Origin of the sequence: Paraburkholderia bryophila (genome assembly GCF_003269035.1) — a bacterium.
Classification (GTDB): domain Bacteria; phylum Pseudomonadota; class Gammaproteobacteria; order Burkholderiales; family Burkholderiaceae; genus Paraburkholderia; species Paraburkholderia bryophila.
In genome coordinates this window covers 1-20,233 of the sequence record NZ_QLTK01000032.1, presented here as the reverse complement: position 1 = coordinate 20,233, position 20,233 = coordinate 1, and the positions used below count along the sequence as shown (strand labels likewise).

Genomic DNA, 20,233 nt, shown 5'->3' with positions numbered 1-20,233 from the left:
CGGCTAATTAGCCAACTCAAAACAGCACGAAAAAGACCGACGACGCGGTCATGACCCCCATGGTCCGGTAGAACGCCCGGCCGCGCATTACCCCGCGCATCACGAGTCCAAACAGCGCCCAGATCGAATTGCACGGAAAGAAGATCGCGCCGAGCGTGAGCGACAGCAGAATCGCGTCGGTGTGCACGTTGCCGGTGAGGGGGAGAAACGTGGAACAGGCGGTCGCCGCGAGCAGCCAGATCTTCGGATTCAACACCTGCAGCAAGGCCGCCTGAACGAACGTGATCGGCCGCTCGGTCGTTTTCTTTTGCGCGCTCGACGAATGCGAGGTGAACAGCAGATACGACAGATACAGAATGTACGCCGAACCCACCACCTTCAGCGCGAGATGCAGTTGCGGATAGCGGGCCAGCACGCCGCCGAGGCCCAGCGCCACCACCATGAACAGCACGAACACGCCGAGCGAAATGCCGACCAGCGAAGGCAGCGTGCGCCGGAAGCCGAACTGCGCGCAATTGGTGGTCATCATCAGGTTGTTCGGGCCCGGCGAAATAGTCAGCGGGATCGAAAACAGCGCGACCTGCGAAAGCTGGGCCAGCAGTGCGTTGTTCATCGTGCCTGATTCCCTTTCCGGCGCACGGCCGACGCCGCGTGGAGGTGGCGCAACAGCGCGAAACGGTGCGCGAGTTCGATCAGCGGGCCGCGATCGCGCATGCGGTAAGTCGTGCCCGCGTTGGGTTGCGGTTCGCTGTCCCAGCGCGTGACGTCCGGGTCTATCTTGAGGCGGGCGACCAGGTTGTCGACGGCCCGTTTTTCGGCGCGCGAATAAAGCGTTTCCGAATTGTCGCCCGGCTGGAATTGCACCGTGTGGTGCGAGACGATCGCGCCGGTATCGAGACCGGATGCCACGCGGTGGAGCGTCGTGCTCAGCTTGTCGAATTCGCCGTGATGCAGCGCGAAGAAGAAACAGTGATTGCCCTTGTAGTGCGGCAGATGACCGCCGTGCAGATTGAGAATCCGGTCGGGCGGAATGTGCGCGAGCACGGCCTCGCCGATCTTCTTGGTGCCCATCACGATGTACGCGTCGGCGCCCTCTTCCCGCAAGGTTTCGACGACGCAAGGATCGTTGATCCACGGTGTTTCTATCAGGCGAACGCGGGCGTCGCCGCGCAGCGCCTCCCACGTGAGCGGCGCTTCGTGTTGCGTGAAGTAGCGTTGACGGTAAGCGTCGTAACCGAACAGGCTGCGCCGCCACCGGTGATACAGCGTCCAGCCATACGCGCGGTAATGGCCGTTACGCAGCAAACGGGCAGCTTGAGCGTGGCCGGGTTCGACGATGATCCGTACCTTACCGAAGGTCTTCAGGATTTCGCTGGCCAGATACAGATGATGCGGTCCGTCCGCGCACAGCAAGGTGATGTCCGGCGTCGGGGGCGTGGACGGGATGGATGGCGTCGAGCTGTTCAAAGGGTTCTCCTGAAGCCGCGGTCGAGTTCATGCGCGAGCGTGGCGGCGCGCGCGGCGCGCGCCAGATGATGCCGGCGGGCGTCGCGCAGCTGCGCGTCGAGGGCTTGGCAGGCCGCGCGCGTGTTTTCCGTCGACGGGCCGCCGCCGCCGCTGAGACGTTCGAATACCTGGCCGGCCGCCAGTTCGTCGTTCATGCTGGCGAGCAGCACTCGCGCGCTTGTGTCGGCGGGGGGCGCCTCGGTGGCTTCGGTGGTCGTGCGGGTCGTGCTGGTCGTGTCAGGAGCCGCGAGCGCGCGGCCCACCAGCGTGTGCGCATCGCGAAACGAAGCCTCATGCCGCTGCACCAGTAACTCCGCTGCGAGCGTCGCGCAGCCGTTGCCCGCTTCGAGCGCGCGCCGTGCGGCATCCGCATCGAAACGCATGCCGTCGATCGCATAGGTCAGCACGGTCAGCATCTCCACGATCTGCCCGGTCGATTCGACCAGCGTCTCGATGGCCGTGCGGCTCGCCTGATAGGAGTTGCCGGTCGGCAGATGCGACAGCGACGACACGGCCATGGTCAAGCGGGCGGCGTTGCGTTCGTGAGCCAGACGCAGCCACTCGAGCAGGTACGGGTTGCGCTTTTGCGGCATGTTGGAGGAGCCGCCGTACATCGCGTCCGGCAACGCGACGAGCGCCAGTTCGCGCATGGTCCACAGTTGCAGGTCGCTGGCGATCCGGTTCAGGTTGCCGCTCAGTTCGGTCAGCAGATACACGCCGCGCTGCGCATGATTCTTGTCGCTGATCGCCCGCAGCGAATTCGACGGGCCGCTCGCGAAACCGAGCAACGCCGCGGTGCTGTGCGTGTCGGTGGCGAACGTCGTCCCCGCGCCCGCGCAGGCGCCGAGCGGCGACACGCTCAGGCCGTCATGCAAGGCCGATAACGCCCCCTGCGTGTCGAGCAGGATCTGGCCTTGCGCCACCAGATAGTGACCGGCCGAACCCGGCATGGCCGTTTGATACTGGCTGTAGATCGGCAACAATAGGTGGGCGGTTTCGTTGGCGCGGCGCGCCAGCACGGCGGCCAGTTCGACGGTGCGCGAACTCACCCGCGCCAGCGCCTCGCGTAAAGTGAGCGACAGGTGCGTGCTGTTGATATCGTTGCGCGAGCGCGCCGCCTGGATCATGCCGCCGGTTTCGCGGCCGCACCGGTCGATCACGTAGTTCTCGTAGTCGAAGTAATCGCCGCGACCCGATACGTGATCGCGCAGCAGGCCGGGATCGGCCTCCAGCGCCAGCACGGCCTGCTTCAACGCGTCGAACTGGGCGGCGTTCAGCACGCCTTGCCGACGCAGCATCGTGAGATGAGCCTTTTCGATCACGAGCAGCGTGTCGGTCAGGCCGCCGAAGCCCGGCCCGGATTTGCGGTAGACGATCTCGTGAATCGTCCGCGCGTCGGGCGGCGGATCGCGCCGGTCGTCATAAAGCACCGTGGAACGCATGCGCAGCGACAGGCTTTGCCGCAGCGCCGACATGGCGCTACGGCCCACCGAAATCACATAACCCGCACGGTCGGAAAAGTCGAACTTGCCCGCGTTGACGCCTTCGCTGCGAAAGAGCCCCGCGTCGATGCAATCGCGCGGAAAGTCGATGCCGATATAGCGGCGCCCCACCTCCGGCACCACGAACGCGACGGCGCTATAGAGCGCGGGCGTCGGCACCACGAACTGGCTGCGGCCGGCCAGATAGCTGCGCACGTACAGGTCCGCCATCGACCAGCCGAACGAACGCTCCATCAGCGTCGGAATCATGCCGCCGGCGAGGCGCGCGTTGATTTCGATGATCGACACCACGCCGTCGTGCACCTTCACCTCGGTATGCGCGGGGCCGAAACGGTAGCCGACCGCGTCGAGCGCGCGCCGCACCGTATCGACGATCCGCGCGCGAACCGCGGTGTCGAGGTCGGCCGGAAATACGTGGGCCAGTTCGAGGAAATGCGGCGGCTTGGTGACGAACTTGCGCGTCACGCCGAGAATCTGATGACCGTCGGCGTCGCTGAACGATTCGACCGAAAACTCGGTGCCCGGAATGAAGCGCTGGCAGATCAGATCGTCGCCGGCGTTAAGCGGAAAGTCCTGCGCGCTTTCCACCAGCCGCACGCCGATGCTACCCGTGCCTTGCCTCGGCTTGACGATCACCGGGAAGCTCAGGCGTGCCACGGCTTCGGTGGAACGGATCGTCGTGGTGTGCGGATAGGCGACGCCGCTGTCGCGCAGCACGTCCTGCAAGCGCAGCTTGTCGCGGCATAACGCAATGGCCGCAGCGGAGTTGGTCGGCAAGCCGAGTTCGCCGGACAGCCGCGCGGCGATGTCGATAAACGCGTCGCTGGTCGACACGACATAGCGGATCGCGTCGATCTGCGCAGCGGCCTCGCGTAACGCGTCGACGGAACGCGTATCGCAGAGCACGACGTTCACGGCCGCCGGCAAGCGGTCCAGAAAGGCATAGCGTGCCGGGTCGCCAATGAAGAAATAGACGCTGTCATACAGACACGACACCTCCAGCAAGCGGTGTCCAAAGCCCGTGGTGTTCGATTCGACGTAAATAATCGCCATGGCTTAACGGTATCGTTGAATATCGGCGCGTTGCCAGTTCATCCAGACCCAGTCGGCGCCGGGCGCGTACGCGGTCGGTTGCGCGATCCGTTGCGGGGCGAGCGTGTCGTAAGCGGGATTGGCCGGGTCGGCGGCGTAGGTTGTATCGACGTAGCGCGAGCCGTCGTCCGGGCTCAGGAACACCACGGGCGTACCCGCATAGCGTTCGCGCACGAACCTCGCGACCGCGAACGCCGCGCCGGTGGTCGGCCCGCGAAAATGGCCGGTGGACGAATACAGCTTGCGCGTGAAATGCTCGGCGAAGTCCGAGCCGACCCAATGGACGTCGTCGAACAGGGTTTGCCGGAGGTTCTTCGGCATCACCGTGTTGCCGAGGCCGCGCAGTTTGCGCGGCCCGTCCGGCTGGCCGAACAGAATGCTGTTGAACGTATCGACACCTACCAGCGTGCAATCCGCGCCGGCCGCGCGCAACGCGCCGGCGATCCCGCAGCTCGAACCGCCCGAGCCGACCGGCGCGACCAGCACCAGCCGCTGACCGACGGCGGCGAGCAGCTCGCGAGCCAGTTCGGCGTAGGCGTTCGCGTTGTCTTCGTTGTCGTATTGACGGCACCAGAACGAGCCCGGTTCGTCGGCGAGAATGTCGTGCAAACGGTCGAGGCGCGCTTTCTGATAACCCTGGCTGCCCTTCTTGTCCGTGATGATTTCGACCTGGCCGCCGAGCATTTCCAGTTGGCGCTTATACGACGGTTCGATGGCCGGATCGCCGATCGCGACGAAGCGATGCTTCAGGCGGTTGCAGACGATCGCCATGCCGAGCGCGAAGTTGCCGCTGGATGTTTCGACGACCGTGCCGCCCGGCTTCAGATCGCCGCGCGCAATCGCCTTCCGGATGATGAAGTTCGCGGGCACGATTTTCATCGCCTTGAACGACACCATGTGCAGCGCGTGCTCCGGGTCGCCGATCGGAAACAGCGTGGCGTCTCGCATCGCGTCCAGCGAGGATTCATATCTGAGCATCTGTGTTCCTATACCGTCGTGTATTGACTCGATTCGATCTGTCGCGCGCGCAGCGACGCCTGGACGTGCGCGGTCTTGGCGTGGCGCTCGGGGTCGCCGGCGTCGTAAAGCAAGCCGATGCAGGTGCCCGAATGGGTCGCCACGAGGCCGAGCGCGTCGGTCCCGGTGCGCAGTTCGTGCATCAGACCGATGTGCGGATGAGGATTGAACGCTTGCGACAGGTCGCAACTGCGTGTGGCGATCGCGCCGATGGTGTGCAGGTCGGACGCGCGGAGCGCTTCCTTCATGCCGGCCAGCATGTCGCGGTACTCGTGGCGCACCGCGCTGGGCATCTCGTGCTTGCGGCGGTTGAACTCGACGGTGTCGCATTCGCCGCCGCGATCGGCGGACACGATCGCGAGGCCCGGCGTGGCGCCGAGCTGTTCGTCGAGTTTGACTTCGCGGTGATAGAACGACACGACGCCGTCGTACATCACGCCGTCGGTCGGCTCGATGAAGCGCAGCACCGATTCGATGGTTTCCGGCGCGGGCGTCCGGCCGTAATAGCGGGCCGCCGCGCGGATCGCCGCGACCATGTCGGCCGATGAACTCGCCAGCCCCTTGCCGACCGGGAACGTCGACCGGAAATTCAGCAGGCCGCCGGGCGGCAGGTCGGCGAGGCGCAGATAATCTTCGACCGCGCGACATGCCTTGGTCTTGCGGCTCACGTTGGCGCCGATCCGGTCGGTGCGCGCGGCGCTGAATTCGATCACGCTCTTCAGGTTGACCGGCAGCGTGACGAGAATATGCCGGTCGTCCGGCAACACGCCTTGCATCAACTCACCGAACGTTCCATGGCACTGCCCCGTCGCCGCCCGCAGCGCGTCATCGTGATGCTGAAGCGCCTCGTCCAGCTCATCGTGCTCGAATAGAACAACCATATATCTCCTCGTAAAAAACGCGACGATTTGATAAAGCCGAGCCCGGAGCATAGCGACGGTTGGCCGGTCATTTCTTAGGGGAGATTGCGCAGTGCTATCTGAAAATTGCTGTTTGGCGGCGAGTGGGCTTCGCCTTTGCTTGATTGGCCGTTGAGGCGGTGGGGATCGATGCGCGGGACATGAGTCGACGCGCGATGAGGCGGGCTGAACGATGCTCGATCGACGGGTTTTATGGCGAGCGTCGTGCTGATGAATCTTGAATCGTTATGACGGTTGAATCGTCAACGCGGAAACGTTTGCGTGAGAGGTTGGTGCGGTGGAGTTTCGTGCGTTTGCTGGGCTTCTTGCGTTTCGTTCTAGCGACGATCCGACAGCGACGTGTCAGTCTCCCTCACCCGCGACGGCCGCGCCGTCGATATGGTGTCGCGCCAGCGAGGCCTGCACGAACCCCGACGCCTTCATCTCCTCGACGAAGCTCGCGAGATAAGCCGCCGCGTCCTCACCCCGCGCCTTGGGCACACCCATCGCCTGACGGATCACCATGAAGCGCTGATCGAGCAGGCGTAATCCGCCCGTGTGAGCGGCATCTTTCTGAAGTTGCTGTTTGACGCCGGCCGCTACGTCCAGATGTTGATCGAGAAAACCTTGCACGACCGCCGGCGACGTCGGAATGCGCACCAGCGTGGCGTGCTGAAGCTCGCGTGTCAGAAACAGATCGTAGGCGCTGCCCTTGCCGACCGCGACCGTCACGCCCGCCTGATCGACCTGCGCATTGTGGGTGATCGGCGAGGCGTCGCGCACCAGATAAAAGCCTTCGATCAGCACGTAGGGCTTGGTGAACGCGATTTCCTCGCCACGCTTGGGATCGACGGCGAAGAAGCCGATGTCGGCTTTGTCCTGATTGACGTTCTCGACCGACAGGCCCGCCGATTTGACCGCCACCAGCTGCAACGGCACGCCGAGGCGTCGGGCGAATTCAGTGGCGAGATCGACGGAGACGCCGACCGGTTGACCGGTGGCCGGATCGAGACTGGCCAGTACCGGATTGCCGAGATTGATCGATGCGCGCAGCGTGCCACGCGGGGCGAACACGGAGGCCATGGGGGTCCTTGAAGGGGTGGGTGGGGTTGGCTGCGGGGCGGTTGTGCTTTGGGTTTGGGGTGGCGTTGACGTTGGCGTTTGCGCGAATGCGGATGTTGGCGCGGATATAAACGCGAGCGTGGATAACCCAAGCCCCACAGGCAAGACCGCACTGGTCGCCAGCACAACAGCCGCGGCCCGCATTCTGATCGTGACGCGGCAGGATTTCGTTCTTGAAAGCTTGGTCATCTTCGGCTGCCTTGGGTGACAGAACCAGCATCACATTATGCGGGTTGGCGCGGAAGACTCTACACCGGGCGGCGTGACGCGGTGGTCTGGGGTGTTTTTGGCGCTATCGCTACGCTCGCGGGCGCGCTTCCGAGTCCAGAAACCAGCCACTCACCCCGGATCTAACACAGATGCTAGTTGCACGCTGTGGCGCCGCCTGCCGTCGTGCAGTGATGCATCGACCAATGACTTTGACCAGTCAGAGTGGCCCCACCGCTCGCCCCTACGCCCTGTAAAAAAGGCCCGAAAACCACGTACAACTTTGAAAAATGGCGCGGGTTGGGAGGTGAGACCAAGGCGGGCGCTGCGCAGATCGATATGTCGACCGCACGATCCCACGCCGCGTTGCCACTGGTCCGAAAGCGTTTTACCGAGCTAATAGATCCGTCATCGTCTATCAGGATTTCGACAGTTGCCTGTGGGTTTTCTTGAACCTCACCAATGTCGACTCGTAAATTGCTACCGAGCGCGCAAGTGACGTAGCCAATCCATTGCGATTCAGTGAGGTTGTCCTGGGTAGGGGTCGGCCCTCCTTGCGGAGCAACGGTCGACAAGCAACGGCTAACTACCTGCTCAAGGGGCATAGTCGGCACGTTGTTTGTAATCTGTGCCGCATTGTCCGCGCAACCCAACAACAGAGAAAACACGTAGAAACAGGCGGCGAGGTTCCAGTTCTTCTTTTTCATGTTTGAATTCAGTGCGTTAGTGCAAACCGATCTATTTCCGCTTGTCTTCGATCTCGGGTATGGCGTCGAACGTCCCAAACTGCCCGAACCCTGGCTCGCGACCGTCGGCGTGGATCGACCCACAAGGGACTGTAACGATTTTCAAAAGCAGACGTTCGTCCGAGCAGTCAATCAGACCGTTTAAACCGGCCCAATCCTTGTGAAGCATAGAGGGCAGACGATTCAGGGCCAACGTGTCACACTGAAGTCAGTTGAGGAAACACGTTATTTACAAAACGCTTTGTATTCGTATATTTTCATTCTCTTGAAAGGAAGTTCGATGCTGAGCGATCAAGGCAAGCCAGGTTTGGGCGATGTCGATGCATACGTCGAGACACTCGTGCGCAATTGGCACGCGCCGGGGATCGGCGTTTGCATTGTAAGAAACGATCAGGTATTGCTAGCGCAGGGTTACGGCCATCGCGACGCTGCGAATGCGCTGCCGTTTACCTCATCAACTCTGTTTCCGATTGCGTCCAACACAAAACTATTTACCGCGGTCGCCGCAGGATTGCTGGTCGAACGTGGACTTCTTACGTTCGATGAGCCGATTCGCAATGCAGTTCCCAGTCTGCGATTTCACGACCCGTCACTCGATGCGGCTGTCACGTTACGCGACATGCTCGGACACAAAACCGGCGTGCCTCGTTATGACATGATCTGGTACGAATCGGACTATTCGACGAAAGACCTCTTCGAGCGCATCCGGTTTATGAAGCCGATCGCTCCGCTCCGATCGCGAATTATCTACAACAACATGATGTACGAGGCGGTTGGCCACATCATTGAATTAATAAGCGGAAAGCCGTGGCATCAATTCGTCAAGGACGAGATTTTGACCCCCCTCGGTATGCAGCGGACCTTGTTCACATACGGGGACGCTAAAGAAGATCGTCAGGGGGACTACGCCATACCTTTTTCCGAACGACGTGAAAACGATGAGCTTTGGCAAGTACCTGCTCCGAAAGACGACGACTGCAGTCCAGCGGGCAGCATCGTCGCGAGTCTGGACGACATTGCACGGTGGACGATCATGCTGATGAACAACGGCGCGATCGACGGCAAGCAACTGATCCCTGCCAGTGTTCTGAACGCGACGCTCGCTCCCGGCTTGCCGTGGCCAAACGAATTGAACGATGTTCTTGGCTTCGAATTCGATCTCAATGGCATTTATGGCATGGGGAGGATGACATCGGCGTTTCGCGGTCATCTGTTGACAAGTCATGGCGGTGCCTTGCGCGCATTCCATTCGCAGGTGTCGTATCTGCCGAAAGAAAAGATCGGCATTTCCGTCTTCGTGATCGGCGACCATTGCGCACCGCTCAGCAATGCGATCGGCTTTGACCTCTATAGTCGTGCACTTGGTCTCGATGCGACTGATTGGACGGCGCGCCTGTACGAGTTTGCCGTGAAGGAAAAGACTAAGATGCGTGAGGCACGAGAACGCTCGGTGCCACGCGGAGTACCTAATACGCGCCCGTCACATGACTTGGAAGACTATGTCGGCTCGTACGAGCATCCTGCATACGGACAGCTCCATATAACGGCTGACGGCACGCAGCTTCGGTTTGGTTTTCGCCATATCAACCAGCCGCTGAATCACTTCCACTATGATCGCTTTGACACCCCTGACGACGAGGCGCACGGCGGATGGTCGGTTTTATTTCTTACTAGCGCTCTGGGCGACATCGATCGCGCGGCGATGCGCCTTGATGAGGCAGAGGCCGTGTTCGTTCGTCGGCCGATACGTCCTGATGCGGAGTTGCTTGCAAAACTGGTCGGTACGTACGAGACACCTTTCGGCATCAAGATCAACGTCAAATTAAGTCGTGACGGCGACATCTTGTTATCCAGTCCGGGCGAACCTGAAAATGTACTCGAAACATTCGGAGGCCTGCAATTTCGCAGTAGCGCGTTCCCCGACATCACGTTCGAATTCGTCCTTGAGGAGGGTCACGTCACAGCCCTGCGTCACTGGGACGCGCACGCGGAGATTGAATGGACGCGTACTGACGACGCGATCGGCCGAACAACCGCAAAGGCCGTGTATTAACGATCTGAGCCATGGGGTGACCGTCCGCTTCTGGCCGGTCAGCGTCCTCGTCACGGAGCCGCATGAGTATTCGGCCCAGGCTTCAACTTGAAGCGTCCAACAACAGATCCGCAGTCGTGACAGTGCAGTATTCGGAATCCAGGTTTGCTAGCGAAATCGCGTGGATATCGTCGGCGCTTCGCGGCGTCCCATTCCAGTCGGCCCGGGCGAACGTGAAACAACCGTCCGCAACGAGGTACGTTTGGAAGCCGAGATTGCCGGTCATACGAACGGTTGCCTCGACTGAATTGTTCGTGATGACCCCGACTACAACCAACGTATCAAGGTTTCCGTTATGGAGCCGCTCCTCAAGATCTGTTCCGATGAACGCGCTATTGGTCTGCTTCGGGATAACGGGCTCGCCATTCATCGGAGCGAATTCTGGTTTGAATTCGTGCCCCGGCTGGCCCGGCCTGTAGTGAGATTCTGCGTTGGGGGAATCGTGCCGGACATGCCATACCGGCCAGCCTTCGCTGCGCCATCTCGCGACCAACCGTCTAATTTGCCGCTCGGCGTCGGGATTGTTTCGCACGCCCCAGCTCGGATGGTCGATCGCTTGCTGTAAGTCGATCAGCAAAAGCACAGCACCAGGCGAAGGAAGGACGGACGGCATTCGACTCTCCAATCTGCTCAGATGAGCGACTGTCCCGGATTGTCGTCGAATTTGGTGATGCAGTCGACCGGCCGCTGCTGGCCGAGCTCCGTGCCTGTCACCCGCTCGCTTTCTTCGATGTTCTATGTCTCGCCCCACGTTGCAGTACCGCGTAAGACTCGAAGCCAGGGCCTCGCCTTCGGTACCAGGTAAGTCTGTCGCCGGTAACCACAAACAGATCAGATTCCGGCTCGAAGTTGGGACAAACGAAAGCCTCGTTGCCAAATGAACCATCGCTGCAGAACCTAACGTTTAGCTTGTGACCTCGGGCATTACCCTGCAGTGTCCCCGACCATACTCGCTGCAAGCTTCCGTCACTCCACGCTCCAGACACACTTTCTCCGCGTTGCTCCAAATCTAACTCAGCGCCGTGGGAAAGCCCTTCGTCGGTTTGGTCCTGAAATTCCCAATGGCCTTCAAAAGGGCCGTCAGCCGTCGCTCTCGACGGAGCTATGACTACTGCGAGAAATAGGACGATGGCCCAATTAACTTGCATGTTGATAACGAGGCGATAGGAGTTGTGTGGGCGCCCGATCGCGCATGTGTTATGCGTGATTGTCGACGATTGCGCATCGGAGTCGAACGGCCGACAGTGGCCGGGTACTACCTTATCCAATGAGCATACTGAGTCTGGCCGTCGCACGGCCGCGATCGGTGGCACGCGACCTCGAACAGCCGTTAGCTGGGACTGGCCGAAAGAGTAACCCCTCTGGGCGCAATCACGACCTCATGCAAACGGTACGGACTGTTGGGATCTCGAGTTTGAAGGATATCAATGAAATTCGAAACAAAGCAGACTTGCATCCCCCGAATGAAATGCAACCAGATTTGCTTCGCAAGGCTCAAGGTTTCATTTGCCATGCCGATATAGGTGGCAATTACACAATCAACCTGAGGAATTTATGGTTCGTATCGCATTTGCACTGATCTTTGCCGGCCTGCTCGCAGGTTGCAACTCGACCCTGCATGTCGAAAAGCCGGACCCCACATCGGGCCTTTATGCAACCCACACCGTACTCAAACCCGCTGACGTCCGCGTAGCGGAGAAGTTTGACCCGGCTTACACCGAAATGGTCTATCTGAAGGTCAACGCGGAAACTCCGAACCCGCGTTTCGTAGACTTTTTTGTTGCGGCTTTTAAAGAAATGCACACCTTCAAGAAGATTGTGACGAAAGATGACTTGCAGGCAATCGTTATTGAACGCAACCTCGGCAGCAAGGTACCGAGTGTGTCTGATCTTGTTGGACTTAATAACCTTAGTAAAGAGATCGGACCTTTCCTGATCGTCGAACCCAATGCCGTGTTCAAGGGTGGCTACAACTTCGAGGGAACGCTGAAAGCGACAGATGCCAGCACCGGGAAGACCGTTCTGCTGATCGACATGAACGCGTTCAACATGGCAGGACTGGATGACCCGCTGTTTCACCCGATGCTCAATGGATTTATCAATTGGACACGCAATCAGCCTGTCACGCCGGAAATGCCGACAACCGCGCAGCAGTCAAGCCCTGCAAAACTTTGACGGTTTCGACGAATGTCGGGTGCCGCCTGCAAGGCCGACTGCGATTCGGCAGCAGGCGCCCCGTAGCGGCCAATGGGCCTTGTTCGACAACGGCCATTCCACACGAACCTCTACAACGGGCTGTGTCGCCAAGCTGATGGAGATATGGATCCGTTATGGCATGCAGATTGACCGAAGGTGACCGACAACGACTTAGCGAGCGGCTGGCGGCGGCTACTTATCCCGGCCTGTCCATTCTGGGCGAAGTTCGCGAACGTGTGCTGTCCGGACCTGCTCAATCGATGCCACGTTGCCCAGAGCGGCCTCAATCTCACCGATGCAACCCCAGCAGTCGCCGCCGCAGTTCATCGACAAGATGATCGTGGGGCTGATCAAGTGACCGCCCACATATCCAACATTTCATGGCTATGTATCCGGCATGTGAAGTCGCAAAATTGTCAGGGATTTGTGCAGATAGGTCGAACGTCCTTTCCTGGCCGGTTACTGTTTTATGCTGACGGCATATGCGCGCCGAACCTCATAGGGCTGCGATCGGCAGCACACGCCTCTCCACCGCCATTCGATGTTCCCCGCACTAGACGTCGGAGATCGACACGCGCTCGAAGCGCAAGTCAGGCAGACCTGGATCGAGGCATGGATCGCGCCGCCCGCGAAGCGCTTTCAAACCGTTGCCAGAACCATGCGTGCAGGAGTCGCACCGATATGCAGTCCGTCGGCGCGGTTCGCGAGATAACGCTGGTTCAACTCGTCCGGAGTCCACGTGTTGCTATGGCTGAAGCCCAGTGTGATCAATATCCCGGCCAGGACGTCCGGTTCAAAGAAGCTCTTCCACGGCTCGCCGCGCTCCGCGAATTGTGCCGTCAACTGCTCCATCGCGATACGCATGATCGGCGGCAAGCTCGAAAGCGGCATCACGTATTCGAACAGGACCGCGCTGCCTTTCGCGCAGCCGGCAATGAAGCGCAAGGTGTCAACGACCGCAGCCTCGTCGAGATACATCGTCACACCGAGCCAACTGAAAATGGCCGGTGCCGTAGCATCGAAACCGGCACGCGCCAACCCCTCTGCAAGACCGACTCGCTCGAAGTCGACCGGCACGAAATGCAGCGAGGGCGGCACCGCAATGCCTGCTTCGCGCAGGCGGGTCTGCTTCCACTCCTGCGTCGCCGGCAGATCGACCTCGAAGATACGAGCCGGCGTATCGGGATGCCGGTACGCGGCGGTATCGAGTCCCGCGCCGAGAACCACATACTGGCGAATGCCGCGTTCGACAGCCTCGGCCCACACGTCGTCGGCAAGCCGGCTACGTACGATCACCGAGCTGCGCATCCCTACGGACGTCGGATGACGGAACCTGTCGATGTTGTCACGCAATGCCTGCGCTTCGGCCGGGCCGAGGACGGTCAGTGCAACTGGATCGTCAAGCACCAACGGCCGATCAAGCAGTTGATGCGCGGCCCGCTGCGTCGCCACCATCAGCGCGCTCGGCTTGGGTCCGGCGTCGACCGGTGTCATGTCGTGGCCGACGATATGTGCCTTGTGCAGATAGGCCAATAGCGAATCGTCGAGGCCGACGCCGAGTTGCAGATCCGGTTCGCGCATCAAGGCATCGCGCACGCGTGCCTCGAGGACCGCGTCATCTCCGCAAAAGCTGTCGGGAAACAGTTGCTGCCAGCGCTTGACGATCGCTTGCACCGGCGCGGCACTGGCGTCGACGCCCGCTTCCATCTGTGCCCTCAGTTCGATTACGAGCGCCGGCCATGCTTGATTTTTCGCGGTAGCGAACTGGCGACGCCGTACCTCGTCAGCCTGCGCCGGGCTGAGGTATCTGGCGAACAGCTCGCAGCGCGCGTGCGTAAACGCTGCGTCGATCCATGCCAGCATCTCCGCCGTAATGCCGACAATTTGCTGGGCGCGCGGCTCGCCGAGTTGCAGCATCGTCAGCTTGGTCGCGAGCGCCGGGTCGTTGCGCGTCAATCGGATCACGAGCCGGATCCAGCGCCAGGCCAGTGCCTGGGCGGCATCGCTTACGGTCGGCAGTGCCTGCTGCACGGCAACGCGGACCTCGTCGACGAGCCCGGTCCACGAAGGATCCGTCGGCGGCATCGTATCCGTCCCGGATGCCAGCAGCCCATCGAGTTCATCGTCATCAAGATGCTTTTGGTACATGTTCATCAGCTCCAGAGCGTTCAGCCAGTCGGGCGCCGCGATCTCGCAGTCGGCGGCGATCGTGTCCACGATGTATTGCAAGTGACGACTGAGACGCTGCGCGCGCGATGCCTGCGCGTTGAGCTCCGTGATCTGGCGCTGCAGAAACTGCAGCGGAACGCCGGCCCGTTGATCATCGAGGTTAGCCTTGATGTCCGGCAGCGAATAACCGAACCGCTTCAACGCCTCGATACGATGCAGCCGGATCAAATCGTCTCGTCCATACAGGCGTGCGCCACCGTCGGTGCGCTGCGACGGCGACAGTAGCCCGATTGCGTCGTAGTGATGCAGGGCCCGGACACTCAACCCCGCCTTTTTCGCCAGTTCGCCGATTTTCAATCGCATTACTTTCCTAGTCGTCGGTGTCAACCTTAGAAGCTGACGTAGCGTCAGGTGCAAGTGAAATCGATGCGTTTGCGTTTGGAAGCGATTTCGGCAAGTCGGATTCGATACTTGCGATTAAGCCTTCGGGGTTGAGGGCGCTCCAGAACGGCAGGGGCAATTCTCGAATCTGATTCGGATTTTCTGCTTCGCGGTGTTCGGAGGGGCTGATTGTTAACGATCCGATTGGGGGCCTCGAGTGGCTGTTCCTGGCCGACTACTGCGCGACACGGCGCGGACGGCGACCCGAATTGGCCACGTAGTTTAGCGATAGGCACGCCGCGCTCAGAGGAAGCTCCTGATCAGCATTGTCACCCACCGCCAGGCACCGCCGCAGCCGGCGGCCCGGCAGCGCGCATCGGGATCCGCCAGAAGGCGGCCATTGGCGTCGCTCACCGAACTTGAGTTGTGCAGGAAGTACGCCACGCTGTCTTGCAAGGGATCGAGCCCGTCCTCAGGGATATCTATCCACAGACCGTTTTCGGTATTCAAGTGTGCCGACAGCGAATCGAAATTGAAACTGCCGAGATAATATCGATGGCCGTCGATAAGGACCAGCTTGGCGTGCATCATGCGGTTCTCCCGGTCGGAATATTCGCGCACATCGATCCCGGCATTCACCAGGCCGGGCAGATCGTTGGCATAGGCGCGCCCGACTGCGGGGAATTCCTGTGTGATGCTCGCCAGCGAGGCGCTCACCAGGATCACGTGGACACCTTCGCGCCGCTTGCGCTCAAGCGCCTCGCGCAGTTCCGGTACCAGGATCAGGTAGGGATTGATGATCAGGATCTCGTGCTGCGCCGTATCGAACGCTTGCAGCATGTCCTGCAACGTGCCTGGCCAGCGCTTGTCGGGCCAGTCGTGGACATAGCGCAGGCGCTCGCAGGCGATCGGCATCCAGGCAGGATCAAAATCCGCCCCGGAAGCGGGCGGAACGGCAGGATCATTGGGCGTATCGGAGGCAGATGGCCTATCGGTAACGGCCGGGTCCGTCGCCCGCGCTGAAGTGTCGAGCGGAGCCCGCAGCCATTCGCGCCAATAATGGATGCGCGCCGGGTCCAGCGTCGCAGAACCCTGCGAGACGCGATAAGGAGTTTCGACGTCGAGGAATTTTTCCGGCTCAGGGCGAACCACTTCCGGGCTATTCCAGAACAAGGCGAAATGCTGGGACATGGCGTGCAGGGAGGAAGCATCCTGGCCGGCGTCGCCCGCCACCATCAGATCGCGCTCGCTGAGCCAGTTGAGGAAGCTCGCATCCCAGATCGAGGTACTGCCGATCACGGCCGTGTTGCCAACCAGGAACAGCTTGTCGTGCATGCGATGCGAAATCTCGACGAGATCGGATCGTGGATGGAAGATTCGGAGTTCGATGCCGGGCGCCACCTCGTGCAGGGCGACGATGAACTCGTCCTCCAACGGAAAGTGCGGCTCTGGGCCGATGCCGTCGATCAGCAGCTTGACCGGCACGCCTCGGCGCGCGGCTTCGACCAGATGACGCAACAGCAGGCCGCCGGTCTGATCGATTTCGAAGATGTAGGCGAGGATGCGAATCTGCTCGGTAGGCGTGGCACGGTCGACCAGCGCAATCCGCGACTGCATCAACTGACCGTCGTCAAGACTGGCGACCAGGTCGACACATTGCGCGTGGCCGTGCTGAGAAGAAGCGAACACGCATGCCAGAATGAGCGCTAGCCTTCTCGTTATGGTCATGATGTGGCGTTCGATGTGTCTCGGGCCCTGGGTCCCTGACGGTCTGGAGGGCTTTGACGCGGTAGCGCGGTTAGTTAGTTCGCTTGTTACTTCGAGAAGGTGAACGGAACGGCAAGCGCGAGATAGTTACCGTGGACAAGAGTGGCGCGAATCGGGCTGCATTTTAAGCACTCGGTGGACAGGATATCAGCGCAGTTGAAAGAATAGCTTTCCGGAATGTCCGATTGTCGCCGATTCATGAGCACTGTTCCAACGACAATTTCTGGCCGACTGCTGCCCGGCACGTTCGGCCGCATCTCTTAATAGCAGCCATCCAGTGGCCGTTGATAGCGTATTTCCCAGAGGACAGCGCCGCCGAGCTCAAACTGCCGGGTTTGATCATCCCCTTCGAAACCAGCACGCTCGTAAAACGTTCTCGCACGGCAATTACTGGTTAGCACCCACAGCGACACGTTCCTGTAGCCTATTTCGCCAAGCGAACGGCACGCGTGCTCTATTAGCAACGCCCCGATACCCTGACCGTATCGCGACGGATGCAGGTAGATTGCCTCCGGTATTTTCATTCGATGATCGCTGGTTGTCGGCTGTGAGTGACCGAACTGGCCGAAACGGAGTGGACTCCGCGTTACAAACCGTGAACATCGGCATGCGGCGAAAATCCCCGGCTTTCGAATAAGCGCTCCGATGCAACATTGCCTTTGGTAACCATCGCACAGCATTCCGAATGACCAAGCGCAAATAATGAACCCAATGCAGCGTCGACCAACGTCCCTGCTCTGCCTGACATCTTGCTTGCAGGTGCGGTGGCTACGACGGCGATGACCGGGCCACCATAAGGGTTGTAGTCGCAAACAAGGCATGCCGATTGGAGTCCTTCGGTCTGTTCAACGGTCCACGATGCCTGGGCGATCCATTCGCCGTACCGTCCGCCAAGGATGGCCCTTGCCTTTGATGTGTATTGATTTTCCGTCTGCCCTGCATCGTCGACCGTTCCTTGGAACGCCGCGAAGAAAAGCAGCCCGAGCGCCGATATATCTCCCGACTGTACGTTGCGCAGACCGGCGGGTAGCGGGACTGACGGGTGGAGGTTGCCGGACAGTGCGCACTTCCAAAGCTGCGCCTTACGCTCGTGGGTCGAAGCTGGCATCGCGGGTCACTCTTGCCTGAGAAGTTTGCTGTTCGATGATCCTTAGATTGTCGACGATGTGGAGCTCATCGTCGACCGTCTGCTTCTGGCCGACTGTCGTCCAATGCGGTAGGTATAAGTCGCCCCACAAGTGCCGGTCACGGCTCTACAAAGCAGCCGTTCATTAATCTGCCGTGCAAGCGTACTAATCCGTGGCAGCATGCCCGTCATCGTGGTAGTTTCCTGATTCGGCGCCACGCAAGAAAAAACATAACTTAAGAGAGACTATCTGCATGCTGATTGCGCGAAACGAGCGGTCGAAATCAATGAATGGCCAGTTCATGGTGCACCTTATCGCGGCCGTAATCACCGCGCATTGCACGGTTGCATTTGCCGGTGATTACTCTCCTCCCGTGACCGTCTTGTCCGATGAGAATGTCTACACGGTGAATGGCGATGGCACGTCGACACACGATCAGACGAGGGCGATTCACATTGAGAATGACGAGGGAGTTAGGACCTACGGCCAAGTGTCCTTTCGATACAGCAACGAATTTCAGAAATTCGACGTTATCGAGGCTTATACAACAACGCGAGATGGAGCGCGTATCGACGTTTCACCCAGTGCGATCTTCACCCGTCAGAGTTCGCTGAGCGCCTACGCACCTACTTTCGATGACAACCTTGTCAAGACGATTGTCTTTCCCGGCGTCGAGCCAGGCGCGACCGTCACGATGCGCACGCGTGAGACGCAGGTCACCCCGTTGTTTCCCGGTCAATTTTCGGCTGATGACACGTTTCCCAACGACAAAGCCATCAAGAATGCTAGCGTCACTATAAATGCGCCGTCGTCAATGAAACTGTATGCGGACGTCGTTGATATGCCGGGCGGACTGGTAGCCTCGGACGTCAAAGGCGTACAAACGTGGCATTGGTCGATAAAGGACGCGCCCGCGCACCCTCGAGAAGCGTACGCGCCAAGCATCGACGATCGTAGTCCGCGGCTGGTGGTCACAACGTTTCCCAGTTATGAGGCGGTCGGGCAGGCGTACCTCGCGCGTGCGCAGACTCAAATGGCCGTTACACGCGACATACAGGAGCTGGCCAACGAGGTCACGAAGGGAATTACCGACCGGCGAGTCCAGGCAGATGCCATCTATCAATGGGTCAGCAGAAACATTCGCTACGTTGCCGTATTTCTCGGTTTCGGCGGGGTTGTCCCGCATACTGCACAAGACGTTTTGAACGCTCGCTACGGCGACTGCAAAGACCACACAACGCTCCTTCAGGCGCTGTTGGCTGCGAAAGGTATAAAAAGCAGTACGGTACTTGTCAACGCGGATAGCCGCTATTGGCTGCCTTCAGCCGCTAGCCCGATGGCAGTATTCAATCATGTGATCACCTACCTTCCCGAGTTTGACGTCTACGTCGACTCGACGGCAGGCACGGCCCGGTTCGGCGTCCTTCCGTTCAACGAGGAGGGTAAACGTGCTTTGCTGACGGGCCTTGGGGATGAGCGGAGTCACGTGGTCACCCTTCCACTTGCGCATGCTGACGCCGACAAGGTGATAGTAAGGACGGAGATCATGCTCGACACCCTCGGCACAGTTCGAGGTAATAGCGAAGTCAAAAACCGGGGCGAATATGACTGGATTGCGCGTTCAACATTTGCTCGTCTGCCTGCGGGCTCCGAATCGGTGTTTGCGCAATTGTTGCTGACGGCGAGCGGTGTGGACGGAACAGGAAACTACATTCACGGTGACGTCAATGATCTCTGGAACGCCTTCTCGTTCTCGAGTGTGTTTGAGTTACCCGACTACGCCCCTTTCCCCGGCCCTGGCGCCATGCGTGTTCCAAGAGGGTTGGGCGGCCTCAACAATATCTCCAGCGCCTTTGAGGGGTTAGGATCTGATAGACGGAGAACCCCGTACCTATTTAAAGGTGGATATTTCAGCGAGGTTACCAAAGTGGATTTGCCAATCGCCATGAGGGTGTTGAGCCTTCCGAAACCCGCAAGCGTTACTTCGGCGTTTGGTACTTACACGTCTTCCTATGCCCTTGAAGGCAGAGCGGTCACCGTGACTCGGACGCTTGAATTGACGTCAAGAACTCCGTATTTACAACCGGATGAGTGCCCTGCGCTAAAGAAAATGGCTGCATCAATCAAGCGTGACCTTGCGGCGCAGATCGTGTATCAATGACCGACTTTCTGAGTCTGTAGACCGAGAGGTGGCAACCAAACGACGCGACAACCGAACGCGGAGAGTCGAACAGATCATCTGAATGCCTGCGATTCGGGTGTTGGTGTCGAATGTCGCATGCTGGCCGACCGCTGCACCACGCCGGCGCCCGAAATCGGTAGAGTCGAGATGTGGCGCGGTGGCAGTAGGTTCGGTTTGTCTGTTGCCGCCCCTTTCGTCTGGCGGTGCCCGAGTAACCTCGCCCTAACT

At 59.9% G+C, this 20,233-nt stretch carries 15 protein-coding genes; 3 read left to right on the top strand and 12 right to left on the bottom strand.

The annotated features are described in order from the left end of the window. Positions 1–16: 16 nt before the first annotated feature. From BX591_RS30305 to tolA, 7 genes are all read right to left on the bottom strand, one after another. Positions 17–613, bottom strand: coding sequence for a LysE family translocator (locus BX591_RS30305; protein ID WP_111935003.1), 597 nt, complete (start codon positions 611–613; stop codon positions 17–19). Then, complete coding sequence (locus BX591_RS30300; protein WP_244147161.1) at positions 610–1,467, bottom strand: formyl transferase; 858 nt, start codon at positions 1,465–1,467, stop codon at positions 610–612. Before BX591_RS30300 ends, BX591_RS30305 begins: the two co-directional genes overlap by 4 nt. Beyond that, complete coding sequence (locus tag BX591_RS30295; RefSeq protein ID WP_111935002.1) at positions 1,464–4,061, bottom strand: lyase family protein; 2,598 nt, start codon at positions 4,059–4,061, stop codon at positions 1,464–1,466. Before BX591_RS30295 ends, BX591_RS30300 begins: the two co-directional genes overlap by 4 nt. A gap of 3 nt (positions 4,062–4,064) precedes the next feature. Next, positions 4,065–5,078 carry a PLP-dependent cysteine synthase family protein gene (locus BX591_RS30290; RefSeq protein WP_111935001.1) on the bottom strand — a complete coding sequence of 338 codons (1,014 nt, stop codon included), beginning with the start codon at positions 5,076–5,078 and terminating at the stop codon, positions 4,065–4,067. A gap of 8 nt (positions 5,079–5,086) precedes the next feature. Further along, a complete protein-coding gene (locus BX591_RS30285) occupies positions 5,087–5,998 on the bottom strand; it encodes a GHMP family kinase ATP-binding protein (RefSeq protein ID WP_111935000.1) in 912 nt (303 codons plus the stop codon). Between the two features lie 381 nt (positions 5,999–6,379). Beyond that, positions 6,380–7,099, bottom strand: a complete 720-nt coding sequence (locus BX591_RS30280; protein ID WP_111934999.1) for an ABC transporter substrate-binding protein — start codon at positions 7,097–7,099, stop codon at positions 6,380–6,382. A gap of 401 nt (positions 7,100–7,500) precedes the next feature. Next, positions 7,501–8,052: a cell envelope integrity protein TolA gene (tolA, locus tag BX591_RS30270; protein WP_111934997.1), complete on the bottom strand. Its 552-nt coding sequence runs from the start codon at positions 8,050–8,052 to the stop codon at positions 7,501–7,503. 319 nt (positions 8,053–8,371) lie between these two features. Here tolA and BX591_RS30265 point away from each other — a divergent pair, with 319 nt between their 5' ends. Further along, positions 8,372–10,144 carry a serine hydrolase gene (locus BX591_RS30265; RefSeq protein WP_111934996.1) on the top strand — a complete coding sequence of 591 codons (1,773 nt, stop codon included), beginning with the start codon at positions 8,372–8,374 and terminating at the stop codon, positions 10,142–10,144. 82 nt (positions 10,145–10,226) lie between these two features. Here BX591_RS30265 and BX591_RS30260 read toward each other — a convergent pair whose 3' ends face one another. Then, complete coding sequence (locus BX591_RS30260; protein WP_111934995.1) at positions 10,227–10,796, bottom strand: cysteine hydrolase family protein; 570 nt, start codon at positions 10,794–10,796, stop codon at positions 10,227–10,229. A gap of 941 nt (positions 10,797–11,737) precedes the next feature. On the opposite strand from BX591_RS30260, the gene BX591_RS30255 reads away from it, so the two are divergent. After that, positions 11,738–12,358, top strand: a complete 621-nt coding sequence (locus BX591_RS30255) for a hypothetical protein (protein ID WP_111934994.1) — start codon at positions 11,738–11,740, stop codon at positions 12,356–12,358. A 660-nt stretch (positions 12,359–13,018) separates the two neighbouring features. Here BX591_RS30255 and BX591_RS30250 read toward each other — a convergent pair. From BX591_RS30250 to BX591_RS36635, 4 genes are all read right to left on the bottom strand, one after another. Further along, positions 13,019–14,911, bottom strand: coding sequence for an SAM-dependent methyltransferase (locus BX591_RS30250; protein WP_111934993.1), 1,893 nt, complete (start codon positions 14,909–14,911; stop codon positions 13,019–13,021). 321 nt (positions 14,912–15,232) lie between these two features. Beyond that, positions 15,233–16,657, bottom strand: a complete 1,425-nt coding sequence (locus tag BX591_RS30245) for a phospholipase D-like domain-containing protein (protein ID WP_111934992.1) — start codon at positions 16,655–16,657, stop codon at positions 15,233–15,235. Between the two features lie 299 nt (positions 16,658–16,956). Next, on the bottom strand, positions 16,957–17,220 hold the full coding sequence (locus BX591_RS37395; RefSeq protein ID WP_167444646.1) for a GNAT family N-acetyltransferase: 264 nt from the start codon (positions 17,218–17,220) through the stop codon (positions 16,957–16,959). A gap of 62 nt (positions 17,221–17,282) precedes the next feature. After that, on the bottom strand, positions 17,283–17,804 hold the full coding sequence (locus tag BX591_RS36635; RefSeq protein ID WP_167444645.1) for a hypothetical protein: 522 nt from the start codon (positions 17,802–17,804) through the stop codon (positions 17,283–17,285). Between the two features lie 305 nt (positions 17,805–18,109). Between BX591_RS36635 and BX591_RS30235 the strand changes: the two genes are divergently transcribed. Next, complete coding sequence (locus BX591_RS30235) at positions 18,110–19,984, top strand: DUF3857 domain-containing transglutaminase family protein (RefSeq protein WP_167444644.1); 1,875 nt, start codon at positions 18,110–18,112, stop codon at positions 19,982–19,984. Positions 19,985–20,233: the final 249 nt, after the last annotated feature.